Annotated in this window: 23 protein-coding genes and 1 riboswitch; of the genes, 6 read left to right on the top strand and 17 right to left on the bottom strand. The window is 64.3% G+C overall.

The annotated features are described in order from the left end of the window. Window positions 1–91: 91 nt before the first annotated feature. Window positions 92–297, bottom strand: a riboswitch (cobalamin riboswitch). 20 nt (window positions 298–317) lie between these two features. The 6 genes from OCT39_RS06700 to cobT all read right to left on the bottom strand — a co-directional run bounded on the left by OCT39_RS06700 (window position 318) and on the right by cobT (window position 4,766). Further along, on the bottom strand, window positions 318–785 hold the full coding sequence (locus tag OCT39_RS06700) for a bifunctional adenosylcobinamide kinase/adenosylcobinamide-phosphate guanylyltransferase (protein WP_263586889.1): 468 nt from the start codon (window positions 783–785) through the stop codon (window positions 318–320). After that, a complete protein-coding gene (locus OCT39_RS06695; protein ID WP_263586888.1) occupies window positions 737–1,381 on the bottom strand; it encodes a histidine phosphatase family protein in 645 nt (214 codons plus the stop codon). The genes OCT39_RS06700 and OCT39_RS06695 overlap by 49 nt, the downstream gene beginning before the upstream one ends. Beyond that, on the bottom strand, window positions 1,333–2,094 hold the full coding sequence (locus OCT39_RS06690) for an adenosylcobinamide-GDP ribazoletransferase (RefSeq protein ID WP_263586887.1): 762 nt from the start codon (window positions 2,092–2,094) through the stop codon (window positions 1,333–1,335). The genes OCT39_RS06695 and OCT39_RS06690 overlap by 49 nt, the downstream gene beginning before the upstream one ends. Continuing rightward, a complete protein-coding gene (locus tag OCT39_RS06685; RefSeq protein ID WP_263586886.1) occupies window positions 2,091–2,681 on the bottom strand; it encodes a bifunctional adenosylcobinamide kinase/adenosylcobinamide-phosphate guanylyltransferase in 591 nt (196 codons plus the stop codon). The genes OCT39_RS06690 and OCT39_RS06685 overlap by 4 nt, the downstream gene beginning before the upstream one ends. 82 nt (window positions 2,682–2,763) lie before the next feature. Continuing rightward, window positions 2,764–3,732 carry an adenosylcobinamide-phosphate synthase CbiB gene (gene cbiB, locus OCT39_RS06680; RefSeq protein ID WP_263586885.1) on the bottom strand — a complete coding sequence of 323 codons (969 nt, stop codon included), beginning with the start codon at window positions 3,730–3,732 and terminating at the stop codon, window positions 2,764–2,766. Beyond that, window positions 3,732–4,766 carry a nicotinate-nucleotide--dimethylbenzimidazole phosphoribosyltransferase gene (cobT, locus tag OCT39_RS06675; RefSeq protein WP_263586884.1) on the bottom strand — a complete coding sequence of 345 codons (1,035 nt, stop codon included), beginning with the start codon at window positions 4,764–4,766 and terminating at the stop codon, window positions 3,732–3,734. The genes cbiB and cobT overlap by 1 nt, the downstream gene beginning before the upstream one ends. Window positions 4,767–4,859: 93 nt before the next feature. Between cobT and OCT39_RS06670 the strand changes: the two genes are divergently transcribed. From OCT39_RS06670 to OCT39_RS06655, 4 genes are all read left to right on the top strand, one after another. After that, complete coding sequence (locus tag OCT39_RS06670) at window positions 4,860–5,159, top strand: hypothetical protein (RefSeq protein WP_263586883.1); 300 nt, start codon at window positions 4,860–4,862, stop codon at window positions 5,157–5,159. A gap of 58 nt (window positions 5,160–5,217) precedes the next feature. After that, a complete protein-coding gene (gene edd / locus OCT39_RS06665) occupies window positions 5,218–7,107 on the top strand; it encodes a phosphogluconate dehydratase (protein ID WP_263586882.1) in 1,890 nt (629 codons plus the stop codon). After that, window positions 7,107–8,072 (top strand): glucokinase, encoded by a 966-nt coding sequence (gene glk / locus OCT39_RS06660; RefSeq protein ID WP_263586881.1) that lies wholly within the window; start codon window positions 7,107–7,109, stop codon window positions 8,070–8,072. Before edd ends, glk begins: the two co-directional genes overlap by 1 nt. 76 nt (window positions 8,073–8,148) lie before the next feature. Beyond that, complete coding sequence (locus OCT39_RS06655; protein WP_263586880.1) at window positions 8,149–9,102, top strand: carbohydrate kinase family protein; 954 nt, start codon at window positions 8,149–8,151, stop codon at window positions 9,100–9,102. 83 nt (window positions 9,103–9,185) lie between these two features. Here the strand turns inward: OCT39_RS06655 and OCT39_RS06650 are convergent, their stop codons facing one another. Genes OCT39_RS06650 through zwf form a run of 3 tightly spaced genes read right to left on the bottom strand, consistent with a single transcriptional unit; the run spans window position 9,186 to window position 12,048 of the window. Next, window positions 9,186–9,848: a bifunctional 4-hydroxy-2-oxoglutarate aldolase/2-dehydro-3-deoxy-phosphogluconate aldolase gene (locus tag OCT39_RS06650; RefSeq protein WP_263586879.1), complete on the bottom strand. Its 663-nt coding sequence runs from the start codon at window positions 9,846–9,848 to the stop codon at window positions 9,186–9,188. A gap of 39 nt (window positions 9,849–9,887) precedes the next feature. Beyond that, window positions 9,888–10,553, bottom strand: a complete 666-nt coding sequence (gene pgl / locus OCT39_RS06645) for a 6-phosphogluconolactonase (RefSeq protein WP_263586878.1) — start codon at window positions 10,551–10,553, stop codon at window positions 9,888–9,890. Between the two features lies 1 nt (window position 10,554). Next, on the bottom strand, window positions 10,555–12,048 hold the full coding sequence (gene zwf / locus OCT39_RS06640; RefSeq protein WP_263586877.1) for a glucose-6-phosphate dehydrogenase: 1,494 nt from the start codon (window positions 12,046–12,048) through the stop codon (window positions 10,555–10,557). 260 nt (window positions 12,049–12,308) lie between these two features. Here zwf and OCT39_RS06635 point away from each other — a divergent pair, with 260 nt between their 5' ends. Then, window positions 12,309–13,799: a TrkH family potassium uptake protein gene (locus OCT39_RS06635; RefSeq protein WP_263586876.1), complete on the top strand. Its 1,491-nt coding sequence runs from the start codon at window positions 12,309–12,311 to the stop codon at window positions 13,797–13,799. Here the strand turns inward: OCT39_RS06635 and OCT39_RS06630 are convergent. From OCT39_RS06630 to kdpF, 6 genes are all read right to left on the bottom strand, one after another. Beyond that, entirely contained in the window at window positions 13,796–14,518 is a 723-nt protein-coding gene (locus OCT39_RS06630) for a response regulator (RefSeq protein ID WP_263586875.1), read from the bottom strand. The two genes, OCT39_RS06635 and OCT39_RS06630, sit on opposite strands and share 4 nt — an antisense overlap. Next, window positions 14,508–17,120 (bottom strand): sensor histidine kinase, encoded by a 2,613-nt coding sequence (locus tag OCT39_RS06625; RefSeq protein WP_263586874.1) that lies wholly within the window; start codon window positions 17,118–17,120, stop codon window positions 14,508–14,510. Before OCT39_RS06625 ends, OCT39_RS06630 begins: the two co-directional genes overlap by 11 nt. A 76-nt stretch (window positions 17,121–17,196) precedes the next feature. Continuing rightward, window positions 17,197–17,874: a potassium-transporting ATPase subunit KdpC gene (gene kdpC / locus OCT39_RS06620; RefSeq protein WP_263586873.1), complete on the bottom strand. Its 678-nt coding sequence runs from the start codon at window positions 17,872–17,874 to the stop codon at window positions 17,197–17,199. 11 nt (window positions 17,875–17,885) lie between these two features. After that, window positions 17,886–19,922 (bottom strand): potassium-transporting ATPase subunit KdpB, encoded by a 2,037-nt coding sequence (gene kdpB, locus OCT39_RS06615; RefSeq protein WP_263586872.1) that lies wholly within the window; start codon window positions 19,920–19,922, stop codon window positions 17,886–17,888. 10 nt (window positions 19,923–19,932) lie between these two features. Beyond that, the gene (gene kdpA / locus OCT39_RS06610) at window positions 19,933–21,624 is read right to left on the bottom strand and encodes a potassium-transporting ATPase subunit KdpA (RefSeq protein WP_263586871.1); all 1,692 of its coding nucleotides are present in this window, start codon (window positions 21,622–21,624) and stop codon (window positions 19,933–19,935) included. 9 nt (window positions 21,625–21,633) lie between these two features. After that, the gene (gene kdpF, locus OCT39_RS17440; RefSeq protein WP_106376159.1) at window positions 21,634–21,714 is read right to left on the bottom strand and encodes a K(+)-transporting ATPase subunit F; all 81 of its coding nucleotides are present in this window, start codon (window positions 21,712–21,714) and stop codon (window positions 21,634–21,636) included. Window positions 21,715–21,920: 206 nt separating this feature from the next. On the opposite strand from kdpF, the gene trkA reads away from it, so the two are divergent. Further along, the gene (gene trkA, locus OCT39_RS06605) at window positions 21,921–23,294 is read left to right on the top strand and encodes a Trk system potassium transporter TrkA (RefSeq protein WP_263586870.1); all 1,374 of its coding nucleotides are present in this window, start codon (window positions 21,921–21,923) and stop codon (window positions 23,292–23,294) included. Between the two features lie 4 nt (window positions 23,295–23,298). On the opposite strand, the gene OCT39_RS06600 is transcribed toward trkA, so the two are convergent. Together OCT39_RS06600 and OCT39_RS06595 are read right to left on the bottom strand one after the other, a co-directional pair. Then, window positions 23,299–24,030 carry an anti-sigma factor domain-containing protein gene (locus tag OCT39_RS06600; protein ID WP_263586869.1) on the bottom strand — a complete coding sequence of 244 codons (732 nt, stop codon included), beginning with the start codon at window positions 24,028–24,030 and terminating at the stop codon, window positions 23,299–23,301. Then, a complete protein-coding gene (locus OCT39_RS06595) occupies window positions 24,027–24,590 on the bottom strand; it encodes a sigma-70 family RNA polymerase sigma factor (protein WP_263586868.1) in 564 nt (187 codons plus the stop codon). Before OCT39_RS06595 ends, OCT39_RS06600 begins: the two co-directional genes overlap by 4 nt. Window positions 24,591–24,675 lie beyond the last annotated feature (85 nt).

Genomic DNA, 24,675 nt, shown 5'->3' with positions numbered 1-24,675 from the left:
ATGGCCGCGCGGCGAAGGAGCAAGGGGAAATGCGGGGTCGAGTGCCCCGTATCAGCCCTGAGCACGCCCTCCGCGACTCGGCATTGATGGTAGTGAAACCGTGGTTTTGGGCCGGTCTCCGGGCTGACGAGCAAAAAGGCGAGGCCTTTTTCAAACGGCGGCCTTCCCATGTCGCGTGCGACACAGTGGCGTAGTGGCCGTTGTTGACTCGATTACCGTTGCGGGGGCAGCGCTGGAATGGACACCAGCTTCCCGTTTAACCGACGCAAGGTCGGCACCCAAAAGTGAGCGTAAACTAGCAAGCCGTTAAGGCCAGGTCAATCGCACTCGGCCAGGCTCGCTTGCGCAATGCTGGGCGCGGCCAGGCGCTGCACCAGGCCGTGACGCACGTACCAGACACGCTCGGCGTGGCGCGCGGCGTCCTGGCTGAACCAGCCGTTGAGATCGCGAAGGCGGCGCTCCTCACGCGCCATGGGCACCAGCCCTCGGCCGACCTCGCTCAGGATCAGCACGATCGTGGCGTTGCACGCCTTCGCGGCACGGCAAAGCGCGGCCAGATCCTCGCGCCACTGGGCGCGCAGGCGGTCGCTGTCGGTATCAAAAGCGCCGTCGCGGGCCACCCAGTCGAGCACGCCGTTGATCACCAGCGGCGTGTCGGGAATCAGAATCGAGTGGCAGTCCGCCAGCCGCTGGCCCGGGGCGAGGGTCCACCAGGCGGCGTTTTGAAAGCGCGTTTTTACGGCGTCGCGCTTGCCTGCGCGGGCACCGCCGATGAAAAGCTGCATTGCCACTCTCCTTCTCTAGCGCGATGGGACAGGTTCAGGCGCCGGCCGGTGGCCTGGGTCACCGTGGCCTCCCAGAAATCCACGGTTTCAAAACGCCGTCTCAGTTCACGAATCACACCGCCGTGGGTGACGGCCAGCACGCGCCGGTGGCCCAAAGCGCGCGCGTTGTCGGCAAGCGTCGACAGCCAGCCGTCAAGGCGCGTGCGCAAATCCCCGGCGGATTCGCCGCCGGGGATTTTAAGCTCTCCAACGCTATCAATCCATGCCCTGTAGCCCGGATTGTCCTTGAGTTCGTCGTAAACCTTGCCTTCATACTCGCCGAAATCGAGCTCGCGAAGTCGGGGCTCCAGATAAACGCTCTCAGTCGCAGCGTCGGGCCGGGCCCACTCGAGGGTTTGACGACAGCGGGTCAGATCGCTTGCGTAGATCGCATCGAAGTGCTCATCCTCCAACGCTTTTTTGAGCGCATTGAGCCCCGGCTCGGCGTCGGGAAACAAAAGCGCGATATCACGCTGGCCCTGGTAGCGCCGTTCAAGGTTCCAGGCGGTCACGCCGTGGCGAACCACCACCAGCTCCACATCAAGATCACTAGCCAAAGCTCGACTCCTTCTATTAACGCGCCAATCATGTCGCCGTTGATGCCCTTGAAGGCGCGAAGCACCCCGGCGCGAAACAGCACGGTAAACAAAAGCGCCCCGGCCAGCCAGCCAAGTAAGGGCGGATAAAAAAGCGCCACGCCCAAAAGCGGCACCAGCGAAAGCGCCACGTCCACAGGGGCCAGCGAGCGCTTGAACGCGTAGGCGAGCCCACTGGGTTGGACGCAAGGGCTCAGCACCAGCATGGCGGCGCCGGCAAAGCGGGCAAGCGCCGGCACGATCAAAAACCAGAGCGCGGGCGCGCCGATATCAACCAGCGCCCAGAGCAGCACCGCCTTCCAGGCGAGCAGGAAAAAAAGCGCCAGTATCCCGAAGCTGCCCACCTGCGGGTCCTTCATAATTTCCAAGCGCCGCGCAAGCGGCTGATTGCTGCCAAGGGCATCGGCCAGGTCCATCGCGCCGTCCAGATGCAGGCCGCCGCCGAGCGCCACCCACAGGCTCAAAAGCGCCAGTGCGGCGATGGGCGCCGGCAGCGCTAGCGCATCAAACGCCAGCGCAAAAAGCCACAGCAGCGCACCGATGAATAGCCCAACCAATGGGTAGGCGCGCAGCGCCCAGCGCCGGGTCGACGCATTCCAGGGGCACTCGATCGGCAGCGGTACGCGGGTCAGAAATTGAAACGCCAGCACGGCGCCGTAGAGGGCGTTTTTCACGGCGATGACTCTTCGCTGTTTCGGGACGTGGTGTCCAGGTGGGGATGAACGTCGGGATCAGCCTTCCACTCGATGGCGCACCCAGCGATTACTTCGATCACCGAGTCCGCTTGCTGGGCCAGCAGCCGGTGAAGGCGCTGCAAAAACGTCACGAAACGCCAGACGCCCGGGTCCGACGGCAGCGGCGCTTCGTTGAGATCGTTGGAGACGATGACCAGGTGCAGGCCTCGAGTGCGGGCATCGCCGAGCAGCTTTTTTAGGCAGCGCAGACCCTCCCGCTCGGCCTCAAACGGCTCGAACGCCGGGCCAAACAGTAGCTGGCTGGCCCAGAGGGTGAGGCAGTCGAGCAGCACTGCCTGGCCGTCGGGTACAGAAGCGACCGCTTCGTCCGGGTAGAGCGGCGCCTCCAGCGTGACCCAGCGGGCGTCACGGCGGGCCTGGTGGCGCGCGGCGCGCTCGCTCATTTCGCCGTCGTCCTGGCGGGCGGTGGCCACGTAGTAGCAGCGCTCGCCCCCCGCCGCCAGCGTGAGCGCTTCGGCCAGTTGGGATTTACCCGAGCGTGCGCCGCCGCTGACGAAAACGATCATCGTACGCTCGAGTGCGAGCAGCGCGTGATATTACACGGCGCGAGCCTTTCACCCGCGCCGCCGGCCGGCTTTTTTGGGCTTTTCACACCGCTTCTCCTGCCGTACCCAGCGCGATCATCATGAGTAGAAAAAGCCCCCAGGCTCCGTGCATCAGACCAATGGTGATATCGATGTGGCGCGCCGTTAGCGCGACGCGCCCCGGCCCCAGCGTGGCGCGGTGCGAAAGCTCGCCGCCATAGACGTTCACGCCGCCGAGCTTCACGCCCAAAAGCCATGCCACCATCGCCTCCGGCCAGCCCGCGTTGGGGCTGGGATGGCGCGGCGCCTGGCGCCGGGTGTGGGTAAAGGCGCCAGCCACCGCCAGCGGCTCGCGCCCCAGGGAATTCCAGAGCGCCCCCGCCGCCCACAGGCACACGGCGGTTAGCCGCGCCGGCAGCCAGTTGGCGACGTCATCGAGTTTTGCCGAGACGTAGCCGAAATCCGCGAAGCGTGCGTTTTTGTAGCCCACCATCGAGTCCAACGTATTCACCGCCTTGTAAGCCAGCGCCAGCGGCGCGCCGCCAATGAGTGCGAAAAACAGCGGCGAGGTGATGCCATCGACGGTGTTCTCCGCCACGGTTTCGACCGCGCCGCGGGCGATTTCGGGCTCGTTTAGCGTGGCGGTATCGCGCCCGACCACGCGCGACAGCGCCTCTCGCGCCGCCTCGAAATCCCCCCTGGCGAGCGGCGCGGCGATGGCTCTGCCTGCGTCCGCCAGCCCCTTGATGGCAAGCGTGGTGGCCAGTAGCCAAAGCTCCGCCGCGACCTTCAGCCAAGGATGCACCATGCTCAGCCAATTGAGAAGAAGCGTTGCGAGCCAAAACGTGCCGGCAACGACCAGAAGCGTCAATAGCGCCCCCTTGAGCCGCCGCGCGTACCGTCCGCCGCGGTTGAGCCGCGCTTCCAGCACCGTGATCATCCGTCCCATGCCGACCACCGGATGCGGCAGCCCGCGTGGGTCGCCCACCACCAGATCGATCGCCACTGCCAAGAGTATTAGCGTTACGCCCACTAGCGCGTCACCCCGGCATTCTCAAACGTGGCCATCTCGCTGATCATCGCGCAGGCGGCTTTTAACAGCGGAAAGGCGAGTGCGGCGCCGCTGCCCTCGCCCAAGCGCATGTTGAGTTCGAGCAGCGGGGTCGCGGCGAGCGCCTCGAGTGCGACGGCGTGACCGGGCTCGGCGGAGCGGTGGCTGAAAATCAGAACCTCGCGCACCGGCGGGCAGAGCCGCACCGCCGCCAGCGCCGCGACGGTGGCAATGAAGCCGTCGACCACTACCGGCAGGCGGCGCTCGGCGCTTGCCAGCATCGCCCCGGCCATGGCGGCAAGCTCGAGCCCGCCAACGGCGGCCAGCACCTCGAGCGGCTCGCTTCCCGGGGCCCGGGCGACAAGCGCCTTTTCGATCACGTCGATCTTGTGCGCCAGACGCGCTTCGACAAGGCCGGTACCGGCGCCCACCAGCGGGCCGACGGGCCGGTTCAAGAGGGCGGCGAGCACCGCGCTGCTGGCGGTGGTGTTGGCGATCCCCATCTCCCCCAGAATCAGGCACCTGCAGCCGGCACGCGCGGCGCGCTCAACGGCGTCGACGCCCACCTGCAGGGCCTGGTCGAGCTCGGCGGCGCTCATCGCGTTTTCGCGGGCGAAATTGCGCGTCCCGTGGCGTACTTTAGCGTCCACCACGCCCTCGGTGCGGACATCGCTTGCCACGCCAACGTCGACCACCTCGATACGCGCCTCGATCTGGCGGGCGAAGACGTTGATCGCCGCCCCGCCCTGGGCGAAGTTGGCGACCATCTGTGCGGTCACTGCCTGGGGAAAGGCGGACACACCCTCCTCGGCCACGCCGTGGTCGGCGGCGAAAACGACGATGCCGGGCGGGTCGACGTGGGGCGTGAGCGTATCGGTGATATGACACAGCGACACCGCCAAATCTTCCAGCCGGCCAAGGCTACCCGGCGGCTTGGTCAAGGTATCGAGATAGGCCCGCGCGCGCGTTTGAAGGGTGGTATCGAAAGGCGTGATACGCGAAAAGTCGCGGGGCATGGCGAGCTCCGAAAGCAAATGGGTAAACGAGTAAGCAGCTATAATAAGTGGGTATAAAAAAGCACCCATCGAGCCGAGGGCGACTGCCAGACCATGGTAACAAAGCCCGAGGGCGCTGGCGCCTGTTCCCGACATGACCCTCGGGGGCTGGATCGCGGCTTACCCTTCACCTTTAACGCCCTTTTGGGCATGCTGAACCTTTCGAGCATGCTGATGAAAAACGCCCATGGGCTGGCCAACAGCTTGGGCTGCGAGCGCCAGGTACGCTTCACCGCCCTTTTCATCGACCGCGCGGGCGCTTTAGTAGGAAAGTTACCAAAATCGCGACTAAAATCCGCGCCAAAAGGTTTAATGCTGCTCCATACAGTCTTAAACTGGCCTAAAAGCATGTAAAATTACTACATAGAATTACTACATAGCATGCCCTGACTAACGCCTAGCCGAGGTTTCCATGACGTCCACCACTTCCGCCCCGTTGAACGACACCGTCGCCAAGGTGACACAGCGCATTCGCGAGCGCTCCAGGGAGCGCCGGGCGCTTTATGAAAAGCGCATGGCTGACCAGCACCAGCGCGGCGTGCATCGCGCCGAGCTCTCCTGCGGCAATCTGGCCCATGGCTTCGCCGCCTGCAGCCCGCAGGAGAAAGATTCGCTGAAGCTGATGAACAGCGCCAACCTGGGGATCATTTCGGCCTACAACGACATGCTCTCGGCGCACCAGCCTTTCGAGACCTTCCCCGCGACCATTCGCCAGGCGGCGGGTGCGATGGGCTCGACCGCGCAGTTCGCCGGCGGCGTGCCGGCGATGTGCGACGGCGTCACCCAGGGCCAGCCGGGCATGGAGCTTTCGCTTTTCTCCCGCGACGTCATCGCCATGGCCACCGCCGTAGGGCTTTCGCACAACATGTTCGACGCCGCGCTTTACCTGGGCGTGTGCGACAAGATCGTGCCGGGGCTTTTTATCGGGGCGGCGCGCTTTGGCCACCTGCCGGCGATGTTCGTACCGGCCGGGCCCATGCCGTCGGGCTTGCCCAACAAGGAGAAAGCGCGGGTGCGCCAGCTCTTCGCCGAGGGAAAGGTGGGCCGCGCGGAGCTTCTGGAAGCGGAGTCCGAGTCCTATCACAGCCCCGGCACCTGCACCTTCTACGGCACGGCCAACTCCAACCAGCTGATGATGGAGGTGATGGGCCTGCACCTGCCAGGCACGTCGTTCGTCAATCCGGGCACCGAGATGCGCGAGGCGCTGACCCGCTTTGCCACCGAACAGGCGATTCGCAATACCGAGCCCGGCGGCACGTATCGCCCGTTCTACAAACAAATCGACGAGCGCGCCATCGTCAACGCCGTGGTCGGGCTTCTCGCCTCCGGCGGCTCCACCAACCACACCCTGCACCTGATCGCCATGGCCGCCGCCGCCGGCGTCACGCTGACTTGGGACGACTTCACCGAGCTTTCCGCGGTCACGCCGAGTTTAATGCGCGTCTACCCCAACGGCCAGGCGGACATCAACCACTTCCAGGCCGCCGGCGGCATGAGCTATCTGTTTCGCGAGCTGCTCGGCGCGGGCCTTCTGCACGGCGACATTCCCACCGTGTTCGGCACTGACCTCACCGCCTACACCCAGGAGCCTTTCCTGGAAGACGGCAAGCTCGTCTGGCGCGAAGGGGTTGATGCGAGCCTGGACGAAGACGTACTGCGACCGGTGGCCACGCCTTTTGCACCTACCGGGGGCTTGACCGTACTCGACGGCAACCTGGGCCGCGGGGTGATCAAGATTTCTGCGGTCACCGAGGAGCACCGCGTGCTCGAGGCGCCGGTGCGCATTTTTGATGACCAGAACCAGATGAAAGGCGCGTTCGAAGCCGGCGAGCTCGACCGCGACGTGGTCGTGGTCGTGCGCTTTCAGGGCCCGAAGGCCAACGGCATGCCGGAGCTTCACAAGCTCACGCCCTACCTTGGCGTGCTGCAGGATCGCGGCTTCAAGGTCGCACTCGTCACCGACGGGCGCATGTCCGGCGCCTCGGGCAAGGTGCCCGCCGCCATTCATATCAGCCCGGAAGCGCTCGACGGCGGGCCGCTGGCCAAACTGCGCGACGGCGATGTGGTCTTTCTGGATGCCAACACCGGCGTGCTCGAAGCCAAAGTGGACCCAGCGACCTGGGCCGAGCGCGGCCTCGCGCACGCCAACCTGGATGCCTACCACGTCGGGATGGGCCGCGAGCTCTTCGGCGGGTTCCGCCATTTGGCGATGCGCGGCGAGGAAGGCGCCGGCGTGTTCGGCGGTTTCGAGGCAGACGACCTGGCCCGCCAGCAGAGCCAGATCAGCGAGGAGGACGCCTGATGCGACCGGCGCTGATCGGCGATATCGGCGGCACCAACGCCCGCTTCGCGCTGGTCATTCCCGGCGACACGGCGCCCTATGACATGCTGAATCTGCCCTGCGCCGACTACGCCGGGCCCATCGAGGCCATTCGGGATTATCTCGAGCGGGTGGGTGCCATCGATGAGATGGCCCCTGTCGAGGCGTGTCTCGCCTTCGCCTGCCCGGTTCACGCCGAGCGGGTGAAGATGACTAACAACCACTGGGCGTTCGACAAAAGCGACGTTCAGGCAGCGCTCGGCCTTTCGCTTTTCAAGGTGATCAACGACTTCACCGCCCAGGCGCTCGGCGTACCCCACGTCGATGAAACGCATCTTTTCGAGGTACAGTCAGGCCGCGCGCAGCCACACTCGGCGCGGCTGATCATCGGCCCGGGCACTGGGTTGGGCGTGGCCGGCGTTTTTCCCGGCCGCCACGCCTGGATTCCGCTGCCCACCGAAGGCGGCCACGTCAGTTTCGCGCCGATGGACGAGCAGGAGCTGGCGCTTTTACGCTTTTTCCAGAAGCGCTACGGCCGCGTCAGTGTCGAGCGCGTGCTGTGCGGTCAGGGGCTTTTCGAGCTCTATCTTGCCTATTGTGAGCTGGAGGGCGTCGCCCCGCGCTTTCAAACCCCGGCCGAGATCAGCCAGGGCGCCGACGACGGCGACGCCCTGGCGCGCGCGGCACTGCTGCGCTTTTTAAAGATTCTGGGCAACGTGTGCGGCGATGCCACGCTGACCATGGGGGCACGCGGCGGCGTCTATTTGTGCGGCGGCATCTTGCCCCGGCTGCTCGACTGGCTTCCACAAAGCGAGCTCAAAAGCGCCTTCAACGACAAGGGCCGGATGCAGGCCTACAACGCCGATATTCCCATTCAGGTGGTCACCCACCCCTGGACGGGGCTACTGGGCGCCGCCGAAGCACTGCATAACGAAGAGGTTACTTAGCCACCTCTGTTGGGCACGAACAAGCGCCCGGGTCTTAATAAAACAATGAGCGCAAAGCGCGTATGAGGAGGTATGCATGACGCCAGTCGTGACCTTTGGCGAGGCGCTGGTCGATATGCTTTCTAGCCGATTAGGCGACGAAGCAGGCCCGGAAACGTTCACCCCCTATGCCGGCGGCGCGCCCGCCAACGTGGCAGTGGCCTGCGCACGGCTGGGTGTGAAGAGCCGGTTTCTTGGCATGGTCGGCGATGACAGTTTCGGGCGCTTCATTACCGCCGAACTCGCCCACCACGGCGTGGAGACTCAAGGCATCGTCACCACGCGTGAAGCGCGAACGGCGCTGGCGTTCGTTTCACGAGACGCCGAGGGCGAGCGCACCTTCGACTTCTACCGCCCGCCAGCCGCGGATCTGCTGTATCGCGAGAAGCACCTTCCCGGAGATACCTTCGCACGCCCGTTGATCTGGCACGTGTGCAGTAACAGCCTGACCGAGCCCGCCATTTTCGACACCACCCTTGCCCTGACTCGCCGGGCGCGCCGCTCAGGCGCTCTGGTCAGCGTGGACGCCAACCTGCGCCACAACCTGTGGGCCGGGGGGATGGCCTCGATCGAGCGCGTGATTGAGCTGCTCGACGAGGCCGCGCTCATCAAGGTCTCCCGCGAAGAGCTCGACTACCTGCGCGGCGACCAGCCCCCGGCCCGGTGGCTCGACGCGCGCCTGGCCGCCAGTGCCAACGCGATACTGGTGACCGACGGCCCTCACGAAGCCGTGCTTAAAACCGCCCACTTCGAGCATCGCCTCACCCCGCCGCCGGTCAAGGCGGTGGATACCACCGCCGGTGGCGACGCCTTCATGGGCGGCTTTCTGGCACGGCTCTGCCGGCTTGACAACATCGAGCGCGCGCTAAAAGACCCTGACGTGCTGATCGAAGCCCTTACACTGGCCTGTCGCTGCGGCGCCCACGCCGTTACCCGCCCCGGCGCCTACGCTGCCTTGCCTACTCGAGGTGATATTCCCGGTTTCGAGTAGACATAGGCGCCTAACATGCCCTCTTGAACGAAAAAGGCCCGAGCGGTTGATCCGCTCGAGCCTTTTTTACTTGGCGCAAGAGCCTAGTGGTGAAAACGCTCCGCCGCTTGCTGGGCGAGCTTTTTGATGCCCTCCCAGTCCTCGGCGTCGACCATTGCTTTCGGTGTCAGCCAGGAGCCGCCGATGCACATGACGTTGGGCAGTTTCAGGTACTCCTCGGCGTTGTCCAGCGTGATGCCGCCGGTGGGGCAAAAGCGCGCCTCGGCAATTGGACCGCCAAAGGCCTTGATCGCCTTGGCGCCGCCGCTCGATTCTGCCGGGAAGAACTTGAAGCGGCGGTAGCCGTACTGCCAGCCGGTCATCAGCTCGGAGACGGTGGAGACGCCGGGTAGCATCGGTACCGGGCTCTCTACACCATAGCGGTAGAGCGCCTCGGTCGTGCCGGGGGTGACGACGAAATCCGCGCCGGCCTCTTCGGCCTGGCGATACTGGGCGGGGGTAAGCACGGTGCCCACACCGATGCTCGCGCCCGTCAGCTCCTTTTTCATGCGCTTGATGGCCTCGAGCGCGCAGTCGGTGCGAAGCGTCACTTCCAGTACGTTGATCCCACCGTCGATCAGCGCGCGGCCCATGGGCACCGCGTCTTCGATACGCTCGATGGTGATCACCGGGATGACCTCGGCCTTGAGGCAGATGCTGTCGAGCTCGGCGGTACGGCTGGACGGAAGCTGTTTATCGATTGTCATAAAATCTCCAAACCCTAACGCGGGCGTGCAGTGGGGGGGTCAGGGTGCCCAGTAGATGGCCAGCGGGCAGCTTAAAAAGGCGCGGATAGGCAGCTGTCGAACATCGTCGCCGCCCATGGCGCTGCCGAGTACGGCGCGCTTGTCGTCGCCGGTGATGTGTAGAAAGTGGCGCCGCGCCTGGTGCAGGCGGTCGGCGCTCAGGGTAATGCGCGGCTGCGGCTGGCTGGGCGTGCGCACCGCGACCAGCGCCTCATCGGTGGTCATGGCAAGGCCAAGCTCGGGGCTATCGGGAAAGAGCGAGGCGGTGTGGCCATCGCCGCCCATGCCCAGAATGACGACGCTTGCCGGCCAGGCGAGCGGCTCGAGGCGCCGAGCGACCTCTTCCACGCCTTGCTCCGGCGTTGCGGCCTCGCTGGTCAAGGGGATGAAATCGGCGTTTGCCGCCTCCCCCACCAGCAGATGCTCACGCACGAGACGGGCGTTGCTGTCCGGGCTTTCGACATCGACCCAGCGCTCGTCGGCCAGCGTCACCTGCACCCGCTCCCAGGCAAGCGGCCTTTGGGCGAGGGCGGTAAAAAATGGCACCGGCGTGGAGCCGCCGGAGACGACCAAAAGCACCTTCTCCTGGCGCTCGAGATCCTCGGCCAGGGCCTGATAAACCGCTTCGGCCAGCTGTTCGGCCAGCGCTTTACGTGCGTTGCTCATGTCAGTAGTCCTCGTACCAGCTGCGCCCGTCCTGGGTGATCATGGCGATCGACGCCACCGGCCCCCAGGAGCCCGCCGGGTAGCGCCGGGGCGGCGTTTCGCGCGTTTTCCAACCTTCGATGAGCTGGTCGCACCAGTGCCAGGCGTACTCGACTTCGTCGCGGCGCACGAACAGGTACTGCTGGCCCTTCATCACTTCCAGCAGCAGCCGCTCGTAGGCATCGGGAATCCGCGACTTGGGAAAAGCGCTGTTGAAGTCCAGATGCAGCGGGCCGGGGCGCAGGCGCATGCCCTTGTCCAGGCCGCTATCCTTGGTCAGTACCTGAAGCGCGATGCCCTCTTCCGGCTGCAGACGGATGATCAGCTTGTTGGCGGCGATATCGCGCTGGTCGGGGTCGAAGATGTAGTGCGGCTGCTGGCGAAAGTGAATGACGATCTGGGACAGCTTTTCCGGCATCCGCTTGCCGGTGCGCAGGTAGAACGGCACGCCGGCCCAGCGCCAGTTGGACACCTCGGTTTTCATCGCCACAAAGGTTTCCGTGCGGCTTTCGGTATTGGCGTCGTCTTCTTCCAGGTAGCCCGGCACGGACTGGCCATCGCTGGTGCCGGCAATGTACTGACCGCGCACCACGTCGCGCCCCAGCGCCTCGCCGGTAAACGGCTTGAGCGCCTTGAGCACCTTGACCTTTTCGTCGCGAATGGCATCGGCGTCCAGATTCGACGGCGGGTCCATGGCGATCAGACAAAGAAGCTGGAGCAGGTGGTTTTGCACCATATCGCGAAGCTGGCCGGCGTCGTCGAAGTAGCCCCAGCGCCCTTCGATACCGACCTTCTCGGCTACGGTGATCTCCACATGTGAAATGTGGTTCTGATTCCACTGGGTACCGAACAAGGGGTTGGCAAAGCGCAGCGCGATCAGGTTTTGTACCGTTTCTTTACCGAGGTAGTGGTCGATGCGGTAGACGCGCTCTTCCGGGAAGACAGCGCCGATGGCGTCGTTAACCTCTTTCGAGGACACCAGGTCGTAGCCGATGGGTTTTTCCACCACCACGCGGGTATCGTCGTCGAGGCTTTCGCTCGTTGAGAGGTTATGGCAGATATCGCCGTAGATGCGCGCCGCCACGGAGAGATACACCACCATGGGATGCTTCGAGCCTTCGCGCCACTGTTTGATTGCGGCGTAACCTTCGGCCTCTTTGAAGTCGAGCTGCAGGTACTCGAGCCGGTTCAAAAAGCGCGCGAGACTTTCCGGGTCCTGATCATCATTTTTGAGACGTTTTTGGAGCGCCTCATTGACCAGCTCGCGAAAAGCCTCGGTATCGTGCTCCTGGCGGGCAAGCCCCAAAATGCGCGTGGCCTCAGGCATCAGCCCTTCGCGGTCGAGATGATAAAGGGCTAAAAAGAGCTTGCGCGTGGCAAGGTCCCCCAGCGCGCCGAACAGCGCCAAATCGATGGCGTGGTTGGGGTCGCCCAGAGGGGATTGGGGCTGGCTCATCGTGACTCCTTGAATCTTGAGGCCGCTCAACGTTGTTTAATTACCTAAAAGTTATCCGATGGCGGCCACTATACGCAATAAACGATGTAATTTTACTACTAAATGATCACTGCTCGGCCAGCGCGTCTGAATACGCCGCCGTGCCAGCCAAGACCGCTCGCTAAAGACTTGCTGGCATAAAAAAAGTATCCCTTACTTTTTACAGACTTTTTATACTACCCCGTGCTGAGATAGCGCTGGATGATCCTCGAGGGAACGCAATGCCCTTTTTGAATGTGCATAGAGTGAAACACTGGGCGCTTCGCCGGCGCTTTGCGCCCATCGTGCGAATTCTGGCGGTGCTCTGGGTAGTGCTGGCGCTTTTCATGCTGGTGCCGCTAGTGGTGCTGCTCTGGGAACATGACCCGGACGCCAAGGCCTTCATTCTGGCGATCGTGATCGTGATGACGCTCGCCGGGGGGGCGCTTGCCGCGACGCACCGCGTTCCCATTGAGCTTAAACCCTGGCAGATGTTTGTGCTAACCGCGGCAAGCTGGGCGAGCGTCAGCGGCTTTGCAAGCCTTCCCTTGATTCTGGGCGCCCCGCAATTGAGCGTCACCAATGCGGTGTTCGAATCGGTGTCGGCGATCACCACCACCGGCTCCACCGTGATGGTGGGCATCGAGCATCTTTCTGACGGCCTCAAGCTCTGGCGGGGTTTGATGCAGTGGCTCGGCGGTATAGGCATCATCGTGATGGGCATCGCCATTCTGCCGTTTCTGAAAGTGGGCGGCATGCGCCTTTTCCATACCGAGTCCTCCGACTGGTCGGACAAGGTGATGCCGCGAACAGGCGGCATTGCCAAGGCCACCTTGAGCATCTATGTGGCGCTGACCCTACTGGCCATGATCTGCTACTGGCTAGGCGGCATGCACCCACTGGACGCCATCGTGCATGCCATGTCATCGCTTTCGACAGGCGGCTTTGCCAACTCCGACGCCTCCTTCGGGGCTTATGCGGAAAAGCCCTGGCTCTTGTGGATGGCCAGCGCCTTCATGCTCAGCGGTGCGCTGCCCTTCGTGCTGTATATCCGCTTTATCCGCACCTCACGCAGCGCGCTGTGGAAAGACCAGCAGGTACGCGGGCTCTTGAAGCTGCTGCTGGCGGCGATCCTGATCCTCAGCGCCTGGCGGGTGCTTCAGGGCGATGACTGGTTCGTGTCGCTCACCCACGTTACCTTCAACGTGATTTCCGTTGTCACCACCACCGGCTACGCGTCGGATGATTACACGCTGTGGGGGTCGCTGCCGGTGGTGGCGTTTTTCTACCTGACCTTTGTCGGGGGCTGCAGCGGCTCCACCAGCGGTGGCATGAAGATCTTCCGTTTCCAGATTGCCATGCTGATGCTGCGCAACCAGCTGCGCTATCTGATTCATGCCAACGGTGTCTTCACCACGCACTATAACCAGCAGCCGGTTACCAGCGATATTTCCAGAAGCGTGGTGGCGTTTTCCTTCTTCTTCTTCATCACCATCGCGGTGCTGGCCCTGCTGCTCTCTGTGCTGGGGCTGGACCTGGTAACCGCCGTGACCGGGGCGGCCACGGCGGTCGCCAACGTGGGCCCGGGGCTTGGCGATACCATTGGCCCGGCCGGCAACTTCTACACCCTGCCGGACGCGGCGAAGTGGCTTTTGTGCATCGGCATGCTGATGGGCCGGCTGGAAATCCTCACCGTGGTGGTACTGATGACACCGATGTTCTGGCGTCGCTAGATGGCGTGCGCGCGCACGGGCTCCACTAGAAGCCGATACCCGACGCCGGCTTCGGTCTGCAGCAGTACCGGCGTCTGGGGGTCGTCGCCGAGTTTCTGGCGCAGCCGGCTGACCACGATGCGAAGGTAGTGGGTATCGTCCACGTGGGTCGGGCCCCACACTTCCTTGAGTAGCTGGGTCTGGGTCACCACCCGGCCCGCATAGCGGCACAGGCGGGCCAGCACCGCGAACTCCTTGCGAGTCAGGTGCACCGGCACCTGGTTCAACGCTACCCGGCGAAGCTCCAGGTCAATGGTGAGCCCCTGGCTTGTATAGCAGCGGGCGACCGCCTCGCCCTTCGCCCGCAGCGCCTGGCGCTGCACGGCGCGGATACGCGCCAGAAGCTCTTGAATGCCGAACGGCTTGGTCACGTAGTCGTTGGCACCGTTATCCAGCGAGCTGACCTTCTCCTCTTCACGGTCGCGCACGGAGACCACGATCACCGGCACGCTGCTGTGCTCGCGGATGCCGCGCAGCACCTCATGGCCATCCATGTCGGGCAGTCCCAGATCGAGCAGCACCACGTCCGGCGCCTGGGTATACACCGCGCCCAGCGCCTGCTCGCCGTTCTCGGCTTCGATTACCGAGTACCCCTGGGACGCCAGACTGATGCGCAGAAAACGCCGGATCTGCGGCTCGTCGTCAACAATCAGTATGCGTGTGCTGCCTTCACTCTTCATCGGCTCTTCCTGGGTCGGTCTCCAATAGCGGCAGGGTCATGATGATGGCGGTGCCCCGCCCGCTTTCTGCGGTATCGGCACTGATCGTGCCCCCGTGGGCGCCGACCATGCCGCGGCAGATCGCAAGCCCCAGGCCACTGCCGTGAGCACTGCGGTCGCCGTCGCCACCGCTGTAGAACATGTCGAATACCTGCTCGCGCAGATCGTGAGCAATGCCCGGCCCCTGATCCTCGATGGTGATTACCAGCGTCGCGGGCTCTCCTTCACGCAGATGCGCCTTGATGGAAAGCTCCCCACCCGGCGGTGAAAATCGCTGGGCGTTATCCAGCACGTTGACCAGCGCCTGCTCGATCAGCGCCGGATGAACGTACAAAAGCGGCAGTGACGCGGGCCAAAACCGGCGCACCGTCACGTGCTTCAAGGAGTGCCCCAGGCGTTTGAGCGCCGAGTTGATCAGGTCCTCGAACGCCACCCAGTCACGCTCGAGTTTGAGCGTGCCGTGGCCCAGACGCGTCATGTCCAGCAGGTTCTGGATGTAGCGGTTAAGGCGCTCACTTTCGGACAGAATACCGTCGAGCAGTTCGCGCTGGTCACTGTCGCTGAGCTGTGGCCTGAGGTCGATCAGCGAGCTGGTCGCCCCGATGATCGAGGCAAGCGGCGTGCGCAGATCGTGGGAGACCGATGACAGCAGCGCCGAGCGCAGCCGCTCGTTCTCCTCGGACACCCGCGTGGCGTTGAGCTCGGACACCAGGCGGGTACGCTCCAGCGCCATGCTGAGCTGGCGCACCAGGGTATCCATCAGCGCTTCCTGCTCGTGGCTCAAGGCCTTGGGAGCCGCCGACAGCTTGAGCGCCAGCATGCCCACGCCTTGCCCCTGCACGGTCAGCGGCGTCAGGCGCCAGGCCTGCTGGCTGAGCGTCTGGGTGCCGCGGCCGCTGGGTTTCTGGTGCTGCCAGCTCCATACCGCGGCCTGCCGGGCGGTGATGTCCAGGTGCTCGGAAGCCGGCAGCGCATGCACTACGCGCACTTCGCTGGCACTTTCGGCACTCTCGAGAAAGGCGGTAGGCACCATAAAGCAGTCCACCAGGGTATCCACCCCCACCTTGGCAACGCCCTTGCTGTCGGTCGCCATGGAGAGCTGCTCGGCGTAGCGCAGCAGCAGCCGGGTCTGATCGCGGCTTGCGCGCAGCGCCATCAGCCGCTGACGCCCGCGCCCGGCAAGCTGGCCCACCACCAGGGCCACCAGAAAGAACAGCACCACCGTCAGCAGCTGGCCGCGCTCCACCATCGCAAAGGTCAGGCGCGGCTGGGTAAAGAAGAAATTGAACACCAGAAAACCGGCCACGGCGCTGAACATGGCCATGGTGGTGCCTGCCCATACGGCGCTGAACAGGACCGCGGCCAGAAACACCAGCGACAGATTGGCAAGCTCCAGCCAGGGTTCCAGCAAAAGCGCCACGCCAAGCGACGCCGCCACGCCCAGGCTGGTGGCGATGAACTGAGAAGGACGCAGCCGTACCCCCAGGCGACGCAGCGGCCGACGGCGGTTGCCGCTCCCCTTTGCCACCACGACGATATCGAATGCCTCGGCACGGGCCAGCAACCGCTGAGCCAGCGGCCGCGACCATGGCCATGCGCGGCGTCTGACCTCGCGCCCCACCACGATCGTGGTGGCATTGATGGCGCGGGCGTAATTGACCACTTCCCCCAGCTGGCTTTGCCCCTGCAGGCGTAGCGAATCACCGCCCAATCGGGTCACCAGGCTGAAGGTCTGTTCGACCGCCAGCTGCTGCTCGGCGCTGTCGGCGCCCTTGTCTACATAGACGGCGCGCCACACCGCCAGGCGCCGCTCGGCCATCCGGTGGGCCGCGCGCACCAGCGATATATCCTCGTCACCGCCGTTGATGACCACGACCAGATGCGGCCTGACCGGCCAGGGCCCCGCCCGCCCGCCGGCGTCCATGGCCACCTTTACATCGGCATCGACCCGCTCGGCCATGGTCTGAATGGCCAGCTCGCGCAGCGCGTTGAGGTTCGACTCGTTGAAATACCCCTCCATGGCGGCCCGGGCCTGCTCGGGGATGTACACCTTGCCACGCCTCAGACGCTCGAGTAACTCTTCGGGCGTGAGGTCAACCAGCGATACATCGCGGGCGCGCTCGAGCAGCGTATCGGGCACGGTTTCGCGCATGCGGATGCCGGTAATCCGGGCGACGTCGTCATTGAGGCTCTCCAGATGCTGGACGTTGACCGTGGTCCACACGTCGATGCCCGCCTCCAGAAGCTCCTCGATATCCTGATAGCGTCTGGCGTGGCGGCTGCCGGGGATATTGCGATGGGCGAGTTCATCCACCAGCAGAATGCCGGGGCGCCGCGCCAGGGCGGCATCGAGATCGAACTCGTGAAACGTTCGCCCGTGGTGCTGCAGGGGCGAAAGCGGAATGCGCGCCAGCCCCTCGCACAGCGCCTCGGTGTCGGCACGCCCGTGGGACTCCACCACGCCGATCACGATATCCTCGCCCTCTTCCATGCGTTCACGCGCGGTGCGCAGCATGGTGTAGGTCTTGCCGACGCCAGGAGCGGCGCCCAGGAATACACGCAAACAGCCGCGCGCCTCCCGGCGCGCGGCTTTGAGTAATGCATCGGGATCGGGCCGCGGATCCGCTGAGTACATCGTGTCACTCCACGGTGTTTGAAGGGGTATCGTTTGCTGCCGAGTCAGCCCCCGGTGCAGCCGGGTAGCGTTCATCAAGGCTTGCGTTCAGACGCAGCACGTTGATCATCGGCGCCCCCAGCCAGCCGGTATTCTCAAGGGCGGGCTCAAGCAGCGCGGTCACGCTAGCTTCGTCGATTTGGCGTGCCTGCGCTACCCTTGCCACCTGGAGCCTGGCGGCTTCCGGCGAAATATGCGGGTCAACCCCGGAACCGGAGGCGGTAATCAGATCGACAGGTATCTGATCGACACTGACACCTTCACGCAGGGCAATGGCCTGGGCGTCGGCTTCAGCCCGCTCGCGCAGCGCCACGTTGCTGGGTGCCAGATTGGAGCCGGATACACTGGCCGCATCGTTGCCCGCGGCAGAGGGTCGGCCGATAAAGTATTCATTGCCCACAAAGGTCTGGGCGACCAGGCGGGAGCCGATGACCCTTCCCGAGGCGTCCCGCAGCAGGCTGCCGCCCGCCTGTTCCGGAAACAGCCAGCCGCCGACGGCGGTGGTGGCCAGCGGGTAGGCAAGCCCCAAAAGCACGGCCATCACGGCCAGAAAGCGCAGCGCGCTGCTCCACGAGGCGCGTGTCTGGAGGGCCTCGTCTTCCACGTGTAACGTTTCTTGCTCGACGTTCTCGACAGTTTCCATCGATGTTTCTCCTAAAGGAACAGGGCGATCAGCATGTCCAGCAGCTTGATGGCAGGGAACGGCAGCAGCAGCCCGCCAAGCCCATAGATGAGCAGATTGCGACGCAGAAGCTCCGTGGCTGAGGCCGCCTTGACCGACACCCCGCGCAGGGCGAAGGGGATCAGTGCCGGAATGATCAGCGCATTGAACAGCACCGCGGCCAGCACCGCCGAAGTGGGCGAGTGCAGATTCATCACATCCAGCACGCCAAGCGCTGGAATGCTCGCGGCAAACAGCGCCGGGAGGATGACGAAGTACTTGGCGACGTCGTTGGCCAGCGAAAACGTGGTCAGCGCTCCGCGCGTCACCAGCAGCTGCTTGCCGATTTCCACCGCGCTGATCAGCTTGCCGGGGTCGGAGTCCAGATCCACCATGTTGGCGGCTTCGCGGGCGGCCTGAGTGCCCGAGTTCATCGCCAGACCAAGATCCGCTTGGGCAAGCGCGGGCGCATCGTTTGTGCCGTCCCCGACCATGGCCACCAGGCGACCGCTGGCCTGCTCCTCGCGAATCAGCGCCAGCTTGCGCTCCGGCGTCGCCTCGGCAATGTAGTCATCCACCCCTGCCGTGGCGGCAATCGCCGAGGCGGTGATCGGGTTGTCGCCGGTGATCATGACCGTCTTGATGCCCATGGCGCGCAGCTCGGCAAACTTCTCTGCAATACCGCTCTTGATCACGTCAGACAGTGCCACCACGCCCAGCAGCTGCTTGCCTTCGGCCACGGCGATGGGCGTGGCGCCGTCTCGGGAAATACGCGCAATCACCTGCTCGTAGTCGCCGGGTATCTCGCCGCCCTGCGCCGTCACCCAAGCGGCGATGGCGTTGGGTGCCCCTTTGCGCAGCGTGCGTCCACTCGTCAGGTCAACGCCGGATAGCCGGGTCTGTGCGCTGAAGGCTTCAAACGTGGCGCCGTCGGCCTCTTCACTGAGCTGACTATCCACGCCCTGCTCGGTGGCCAGCGCGACAATCGAGCGGCCTTCCGGGGTCGGATCGTCCAGTGAGGTCAAGAATGCCACGTCGCGCAGGCGCTGGCGCGATACCTGCTGGCAGGGGGCAAACTCCGTGGCGCGGCGATCCCCCAGGGTAATGGTGCCGGTCTTGTCCAGCAGCAGCGTATCGATGCTGCCGGCAATCTCGACGGCCTTGCCCGACTTGGCCACCAGGTTGGCGCGCAGGGCGCGCTCCATGCCGGCAATGCCGATGGCCGGCAGCAGGCCGCCGATGGTGGTGGGAATCAAACACACCAGCAGCGCCACCAGCATCACCGTGGACGTTTCCACACCGACGAAGGCAGCCATGGGCACCAGGGTCACCACCACGATCAGAAACACCAGGGTGAGCATGGCCAGCAGCACCGACAGCGCCAGCTCCGAAGGCGTCTTCTGACGGCTGGCACCTTCGACCAGGGCAATCATGCGATCCAGCAGCGACTCGCCTGGGTTGGCGCTTACCTCAATGATCAGCTGATCCGACAGCACCTTGGTACCTGCGCTGACACCGCTGTTATCGGTACCGGCTTCACGCAGTACCGGGGCGGATTCGCCGGTCACCGCGGATTCGTTGATGGACGCCGCGCCCTCGACGATGTCGCCATCCGCCGGAATCAGCTCACCGGCCATCACCTTCACCCTATCGCCGCGGCGCAGGGAATCGGCGGACACTGGGTGGGTCGAGCCATCGGCATCGAGCCTCTGCGCGGTGAGTTCCCCCTTGGTCTTGCGCAGTGCCCCGGCGTGCGCCTTGCCGCGTGACTCCGCCAGCGACTCCGCGCCGGTGGCGAACAGCACCGTGGCCAGCAGCAGCAGCGCAATGGCCAGGGCAAAGCCACCGTTTTCACCCTGGGCAAAGGCCACGGGGGTCAGCGCAAAGCACACCACGGTGCCAATGGCGACCACGGCCATGACGGGATTGCGGGCCAGAAGCTGCGGCGCCAGGCCCTTGATCGCGCCGGTGACCACCTGCCCCACGGGCAGCGAACGGCGTGGCTTGTTGACTAACGGTGTATCTGACATCTCGTTTCTCCTAGAAGCCCTGCACGACGGCTTCGGCAATGGGGCCCAGCACCAGCGCCGGCAAAAAGCCCAGCAGATTGACAATCACGATCACCCCGGCGGTCAGGCCCATGAACGCCAGGCTGTCCATGGGAAGCGTGCCCCGGCCAGCAGGAGCCGCGCGCTTGCCCGCCAGCCACGCGGCCACCGCCAGAGGCACCAGCATGGGCAGAAAACGCCCCACCAGAAGTGCCACCACGCAGGCAAGGTTCCACCAAAGCGTGGCGTCCCCCAGCCCCTCGAAACCGGAGCCGTTGTTGGCAAATGCCGAGGTAAATTCGTAGAGCACCTGGGACAGGCCATGGAAGCCGGGATTCGAATTCTGCACGGCGCCAGGCATGGCCACCGTGAGTGCCGAAAGCCCCAGAATGACCAGCGGCTGGGCCAGAATTGCCAAGGAAATCCAGCGCATCTCGCGGGTCTCCAGGGGCTTGCCGAAAAGCTCCGGTGCCCGGCCGACCATCAGTGAGCCGACAAAGGCGGCCAGCATCAGGTAGAGAAAGAAGCCAATCAGCCCCACCCCTATGCCACCAAAGGTCACGTTCACGAACATGTCCATCAGCAGCATCATGCCGCCCATGGGGTTGAAGCTGTCGTGCATGGCATTGACCGAGCCGTTGGAGGTCTGGGTGGTCCAACTGCCCCACAGCGCGGAAAGGTCCGTACCGAAACGCAGCTCCTTGCCCTCCAGGTTGGCCCCGGGCTGGGAAAGCTCGGCAAGCGCGACGTTGGGCATCCGTTCGGAGTAGACCACCACCGAGGTGGAGACGAGCGAGAACACCAGCATCACCACCCCCACCCCCAGCATGAGCCGCCGACGACCGCTGATCAGGGCAATGGCAAACAGCAGCGCCACCGGAATCAGCGTAAGCGAGGCGGTTTCAATCACGTTGGCAAGCGGCGTGGGGTTCTCGAGCGGCACGCTGGAGTTGGGTCCGTACCAGCCGCCACCGTTGGTGCCCAGCTGCTTGATGGCAACCATGGAGGCCACCGGCCCGAGCGGAATGGACTGTACCTCCTCGACCTGGGGGTCCAGCATTTCAACCTGAGGCGCCGCCTGATAGCTTGCCGGTACGCCCTGCCAGGTGAGCAGCAGCGCCACCACGACGGCCAGAGGCAGCAGAACGCGTACCACGCCGCGGGTCAGGTCCTGGTAGTAGTTGCCCACGCCTTTGAGCACGCTGGCGCCGCGCTTGATCAACAGCGTGCGCGCGATGGCCACCAGCACCGCAAGCCCCGTGGCTGGGGTCAGAAACTGCAGCGTGACAATCGCCAGCGTCTGGCTCAGGTGCGAAAGCTGCGCCTGGCCCGAGTAGTGCTGCTGGTTGGTGTTGGTCGCAAACGATACCGCCGTATGCAGCGCGGTATCCCAGGGCATGCCGGCGATACCGTCCGGGTTCAGCGGCAGCATGCCCTGGAACATGAAGACCAGCCAGGCCAGCAGGATCAGCCCTGCATGGAGCTTCAGGATGGCCAGCGCATAGGCCTGCCAGGTCATGCTCTGATGGCTGTCGATACCTGCCAGGCGGTAGATGGGGGTTTCAATGACGGCGAACAGCGCATCCATCCGGGTTCGCCTACTCCCCAGCGCCCGCCCCATGTAGAGCCCCAGCGGCACGCCGAGCAGTGCCACCAGCGCGTAAATGGCGATCATGTCGTTCATGGCGATCTCCTAGAAACGCTCGGGGCAGATTAATGCGTAGAACAGATACGTGGCCGTAACCGTCGCGATGATCAGCAGTACAATATTCATCAATACGCCTCCTGTGATTGACCCAACGAGCATAAGAAGAGCAGGCGTAAAAATTCGATGTCGTTTGGAGCCTCAGGCGTTAAAAAGGCGTAAAAAAACGCCATTCAAGGCGTTTTGGAGGGATCTTGCGACCGCGTGCTCTCGACAGCTTCCCCATGAATAAGGGACTATCGACGCTGCCCTGTTGATCAAGTGAACCTGCCCCGATGAAAATCATCATTCTTGGCGCCGGCCAGGTCGGCGGTACGCTGGCCGAACACCTCGCGCGTGAAGAGAACGACATCACCGTGGTCGACACCGATGCCGCCAAGCTCCGCGAGCTGCACACCAAACTCGATATTCGCACCGTCACCGGCGCCGGCTCCTACCCCATCGTGCTGCGCCAGGCCGGCTGCGAGGACGCCGACATGCTGATCGCCGTCACCAACTCCGACGAAGTCAACATGATCGCCTGCCAGGTGGCGCATACGCTGTTTCGCACGCCGACCAAGATCGCCCGGGTGCGCGCCACGCCCTATCTGACCCGCAAGGGCCTGTTTGCCCACGAAGCGATTCCCATCGATGTCTTGATCAGCCCCGAGCAGGTGGTCACCGATCACGTGCGCCGCTTGATCGAACACCCGGGGGCGCTGCAGGTGCTGGAATTCGCCGGTGGGCTCGTCCAGCTCGTGGCGGTCAAGGCGTTCTACGGCGGCCCGCTGGTGGGCCAGGACCTCGCCTTTCTGGGGCGCCACATGCCCAACGTCGACACCCGCGTAGCGGCGATCTACCGGCGCAACCGGCCGATCATCCCGCGCGGCGATACGGTGATCGAAGCCGACGACGAGGTGTTCTTTCTCGCCGCGCGGCGCGATATCCGCGCGGTGATGAGCGAGCTCAGGCGCGTCGAGCGCGGCTTTCGCCGGGTGGTGATCGCCGGCGGCGGCAACATCGGCGAGCGCCTGGCCGAGCATCTCGAGCACAGCCATCAGGTCAAGATCATCGAGCACAGTCTCGAGCGCTGTACCACGCTCTCCGAGCGGCTCGACCGTACCGTGGTGCTCCACGGCAGCGCCACCAGCAAGCGGCTGCTCGAGGAGGAGAACATCGAGGATTGCGACATCTTCTGCGCGCTGACCAACGACGACGAGGTCAACATCATGTCGTCGCTTCTGGCCAAGCGGCTGGGGGCCAAGAAGGTGCTGACGCTGATCAACAACGCCGCCTACGTGGATCTGGTGCAGGGCGGCGAGATCGATATCGCCATTTCACCCCAGCAGGCGACCATCGGTAGCCTCTTAACCCACGTGCGCCGGGGCGATATCGTCAACGTGCATTCGCTCAGACGCGGGGCTGCCGAAGCGATCGAGGCGATCGCCCACGGCGACAAGCAGTCGTCGAAAGTGGTGGGCCGGGCGGTGCGCGACATCGACCTGCCCGAGGGCACGACCATCGGGGCGATGGTGCGCGGCAAGGAGGTGATCATCGCCCACGGGGACGCCACGGTGGAAAGCGGCGATCACGTGATTCTGTTCGTGATCGACAAGCGCCGGATTCGCGACGTCGAGCGGCTTTTCCAGGTGGGCTTGAGCTTTTTCTGAGGGCTCAGATCTCCACGGCGCGCCCGATATACTCGATGGGGCCGGTGGGCAGGCCGGTGGGCGAACCGGTGGCGTCTTCCAGCGTGAGCTCGAAGAGCTGGTTGTCCTCGAGCGGCGGCAGGTCATCGAGATTCAGGCGGATGGGCTCGCCGGGTTCGACCAGCCCTAGTGACACGGGCCGCTGCCAGTCGTCGGCCTTGGTCCAGAACTCCAGCGTCTTGCCTTCGGGCACCTCGAACGTGCCCAGCGGTATCAGCTCGATTTGACGGCGGTTGGCCGCCTGCACCACCCAACCGGCAGACTGGCTCTGCGGCGCCAGCAGCACCACCATGTACTCCGGCGTGGCGGGGCCCAGCGGCTGCAGCAGCAAAAGCGCGGCCATCAGGATCGTGGCGGCGACGCCCATCCCGGACACCGCGCGCCAGAAGCCAAGGCGCTGCCAAAGGCTGGGCGCCTGGACGGGCGGGTTCGACAACGAGGCCGTGTCGACCGGCGCCGGGCGGCGCTCGTCGAGGCTTCGCTGAATACGTGGCCAGAGAAAATCGCTCGGGGCCACCGGCTCGGTCAGCGCGTTGTAGGGGAAAAAGCGCTCTTCCCAGTCGCGGACCGCTTGCTGTAGGGCTGGGTCGTTTTCCAGGCGCGCTTCGAATGCCTGGCGCTCGGTAAAACTCAGCGTGCCGAGAACGTACTCTCCCGCCAGGGCGTGGTTGTCATCGTGTTGATCGGCGGCTTTCATGCCAGACACTCCCTTAAACGCACCAGGCTGCGCTTGATCCAGGCCTTGACCGTGCCCAGCGGCGCACCCGTGTGTGCGGCGATTTCTGCATGGCTCAAGCCATCGACATAGGCCTGAAGCACGCAGTTGCGGCGTTCGACATCGAGTTCTTTCAAGCATTCGTCCATTCGCTGGCCGGTTTGCCAGTCGAAGGCGTCGACGCTCTGCCCTTCCGGGCGTCTCACATCCTGCTGCTCGAGGGTATCCGGCTCGACCTCGTCACCACTCAGGTCACGTCGTCGAATGGCGTTGAGCGCCAAGTGACGGGCGATGCTGTAAATCCAGGTACGGGCGGCGCCCTTTTGCGGGTCGAAGGTATCGGCCCGCTGCCAGATCGACAGAAAGGCGTCGTGGACGATGTCCTCCGCCATACCGCGGTCCTTGACGATACGCAAAACGACGCCGAGCATCCGTGCGCCTTCCTGGCGATAGAGGGCGTGAAGCGCCTCCTGCTCTCCGTTGGTGCAGCGTCGTAGCGTTTCGGCGACATCTAATTCGTTGATGTTTTCGGACACAGCCATGCTCCCTCGTGATGCGCTGGCTCATTTCCCTGTGCGCGGAGGTAGCATAACGAGTAAGGGCCCGCTTAACGAGCCCTTGATTCAA

The sequence above is a fragment of the Halomonas sp. GD1P12 genome, assembly GCF_025725645.1.
GTDB lineage: Bacteria > Pseudomonadota > Gammaproteobacteria > Pseudomonadales > Halomonadaceae > Vreelandella.
The sequence above is the reverse complement of the archived record's forward strand: the minus strand, read 5'-3'. Positions and strand labels throughout refer to the sequence as shown.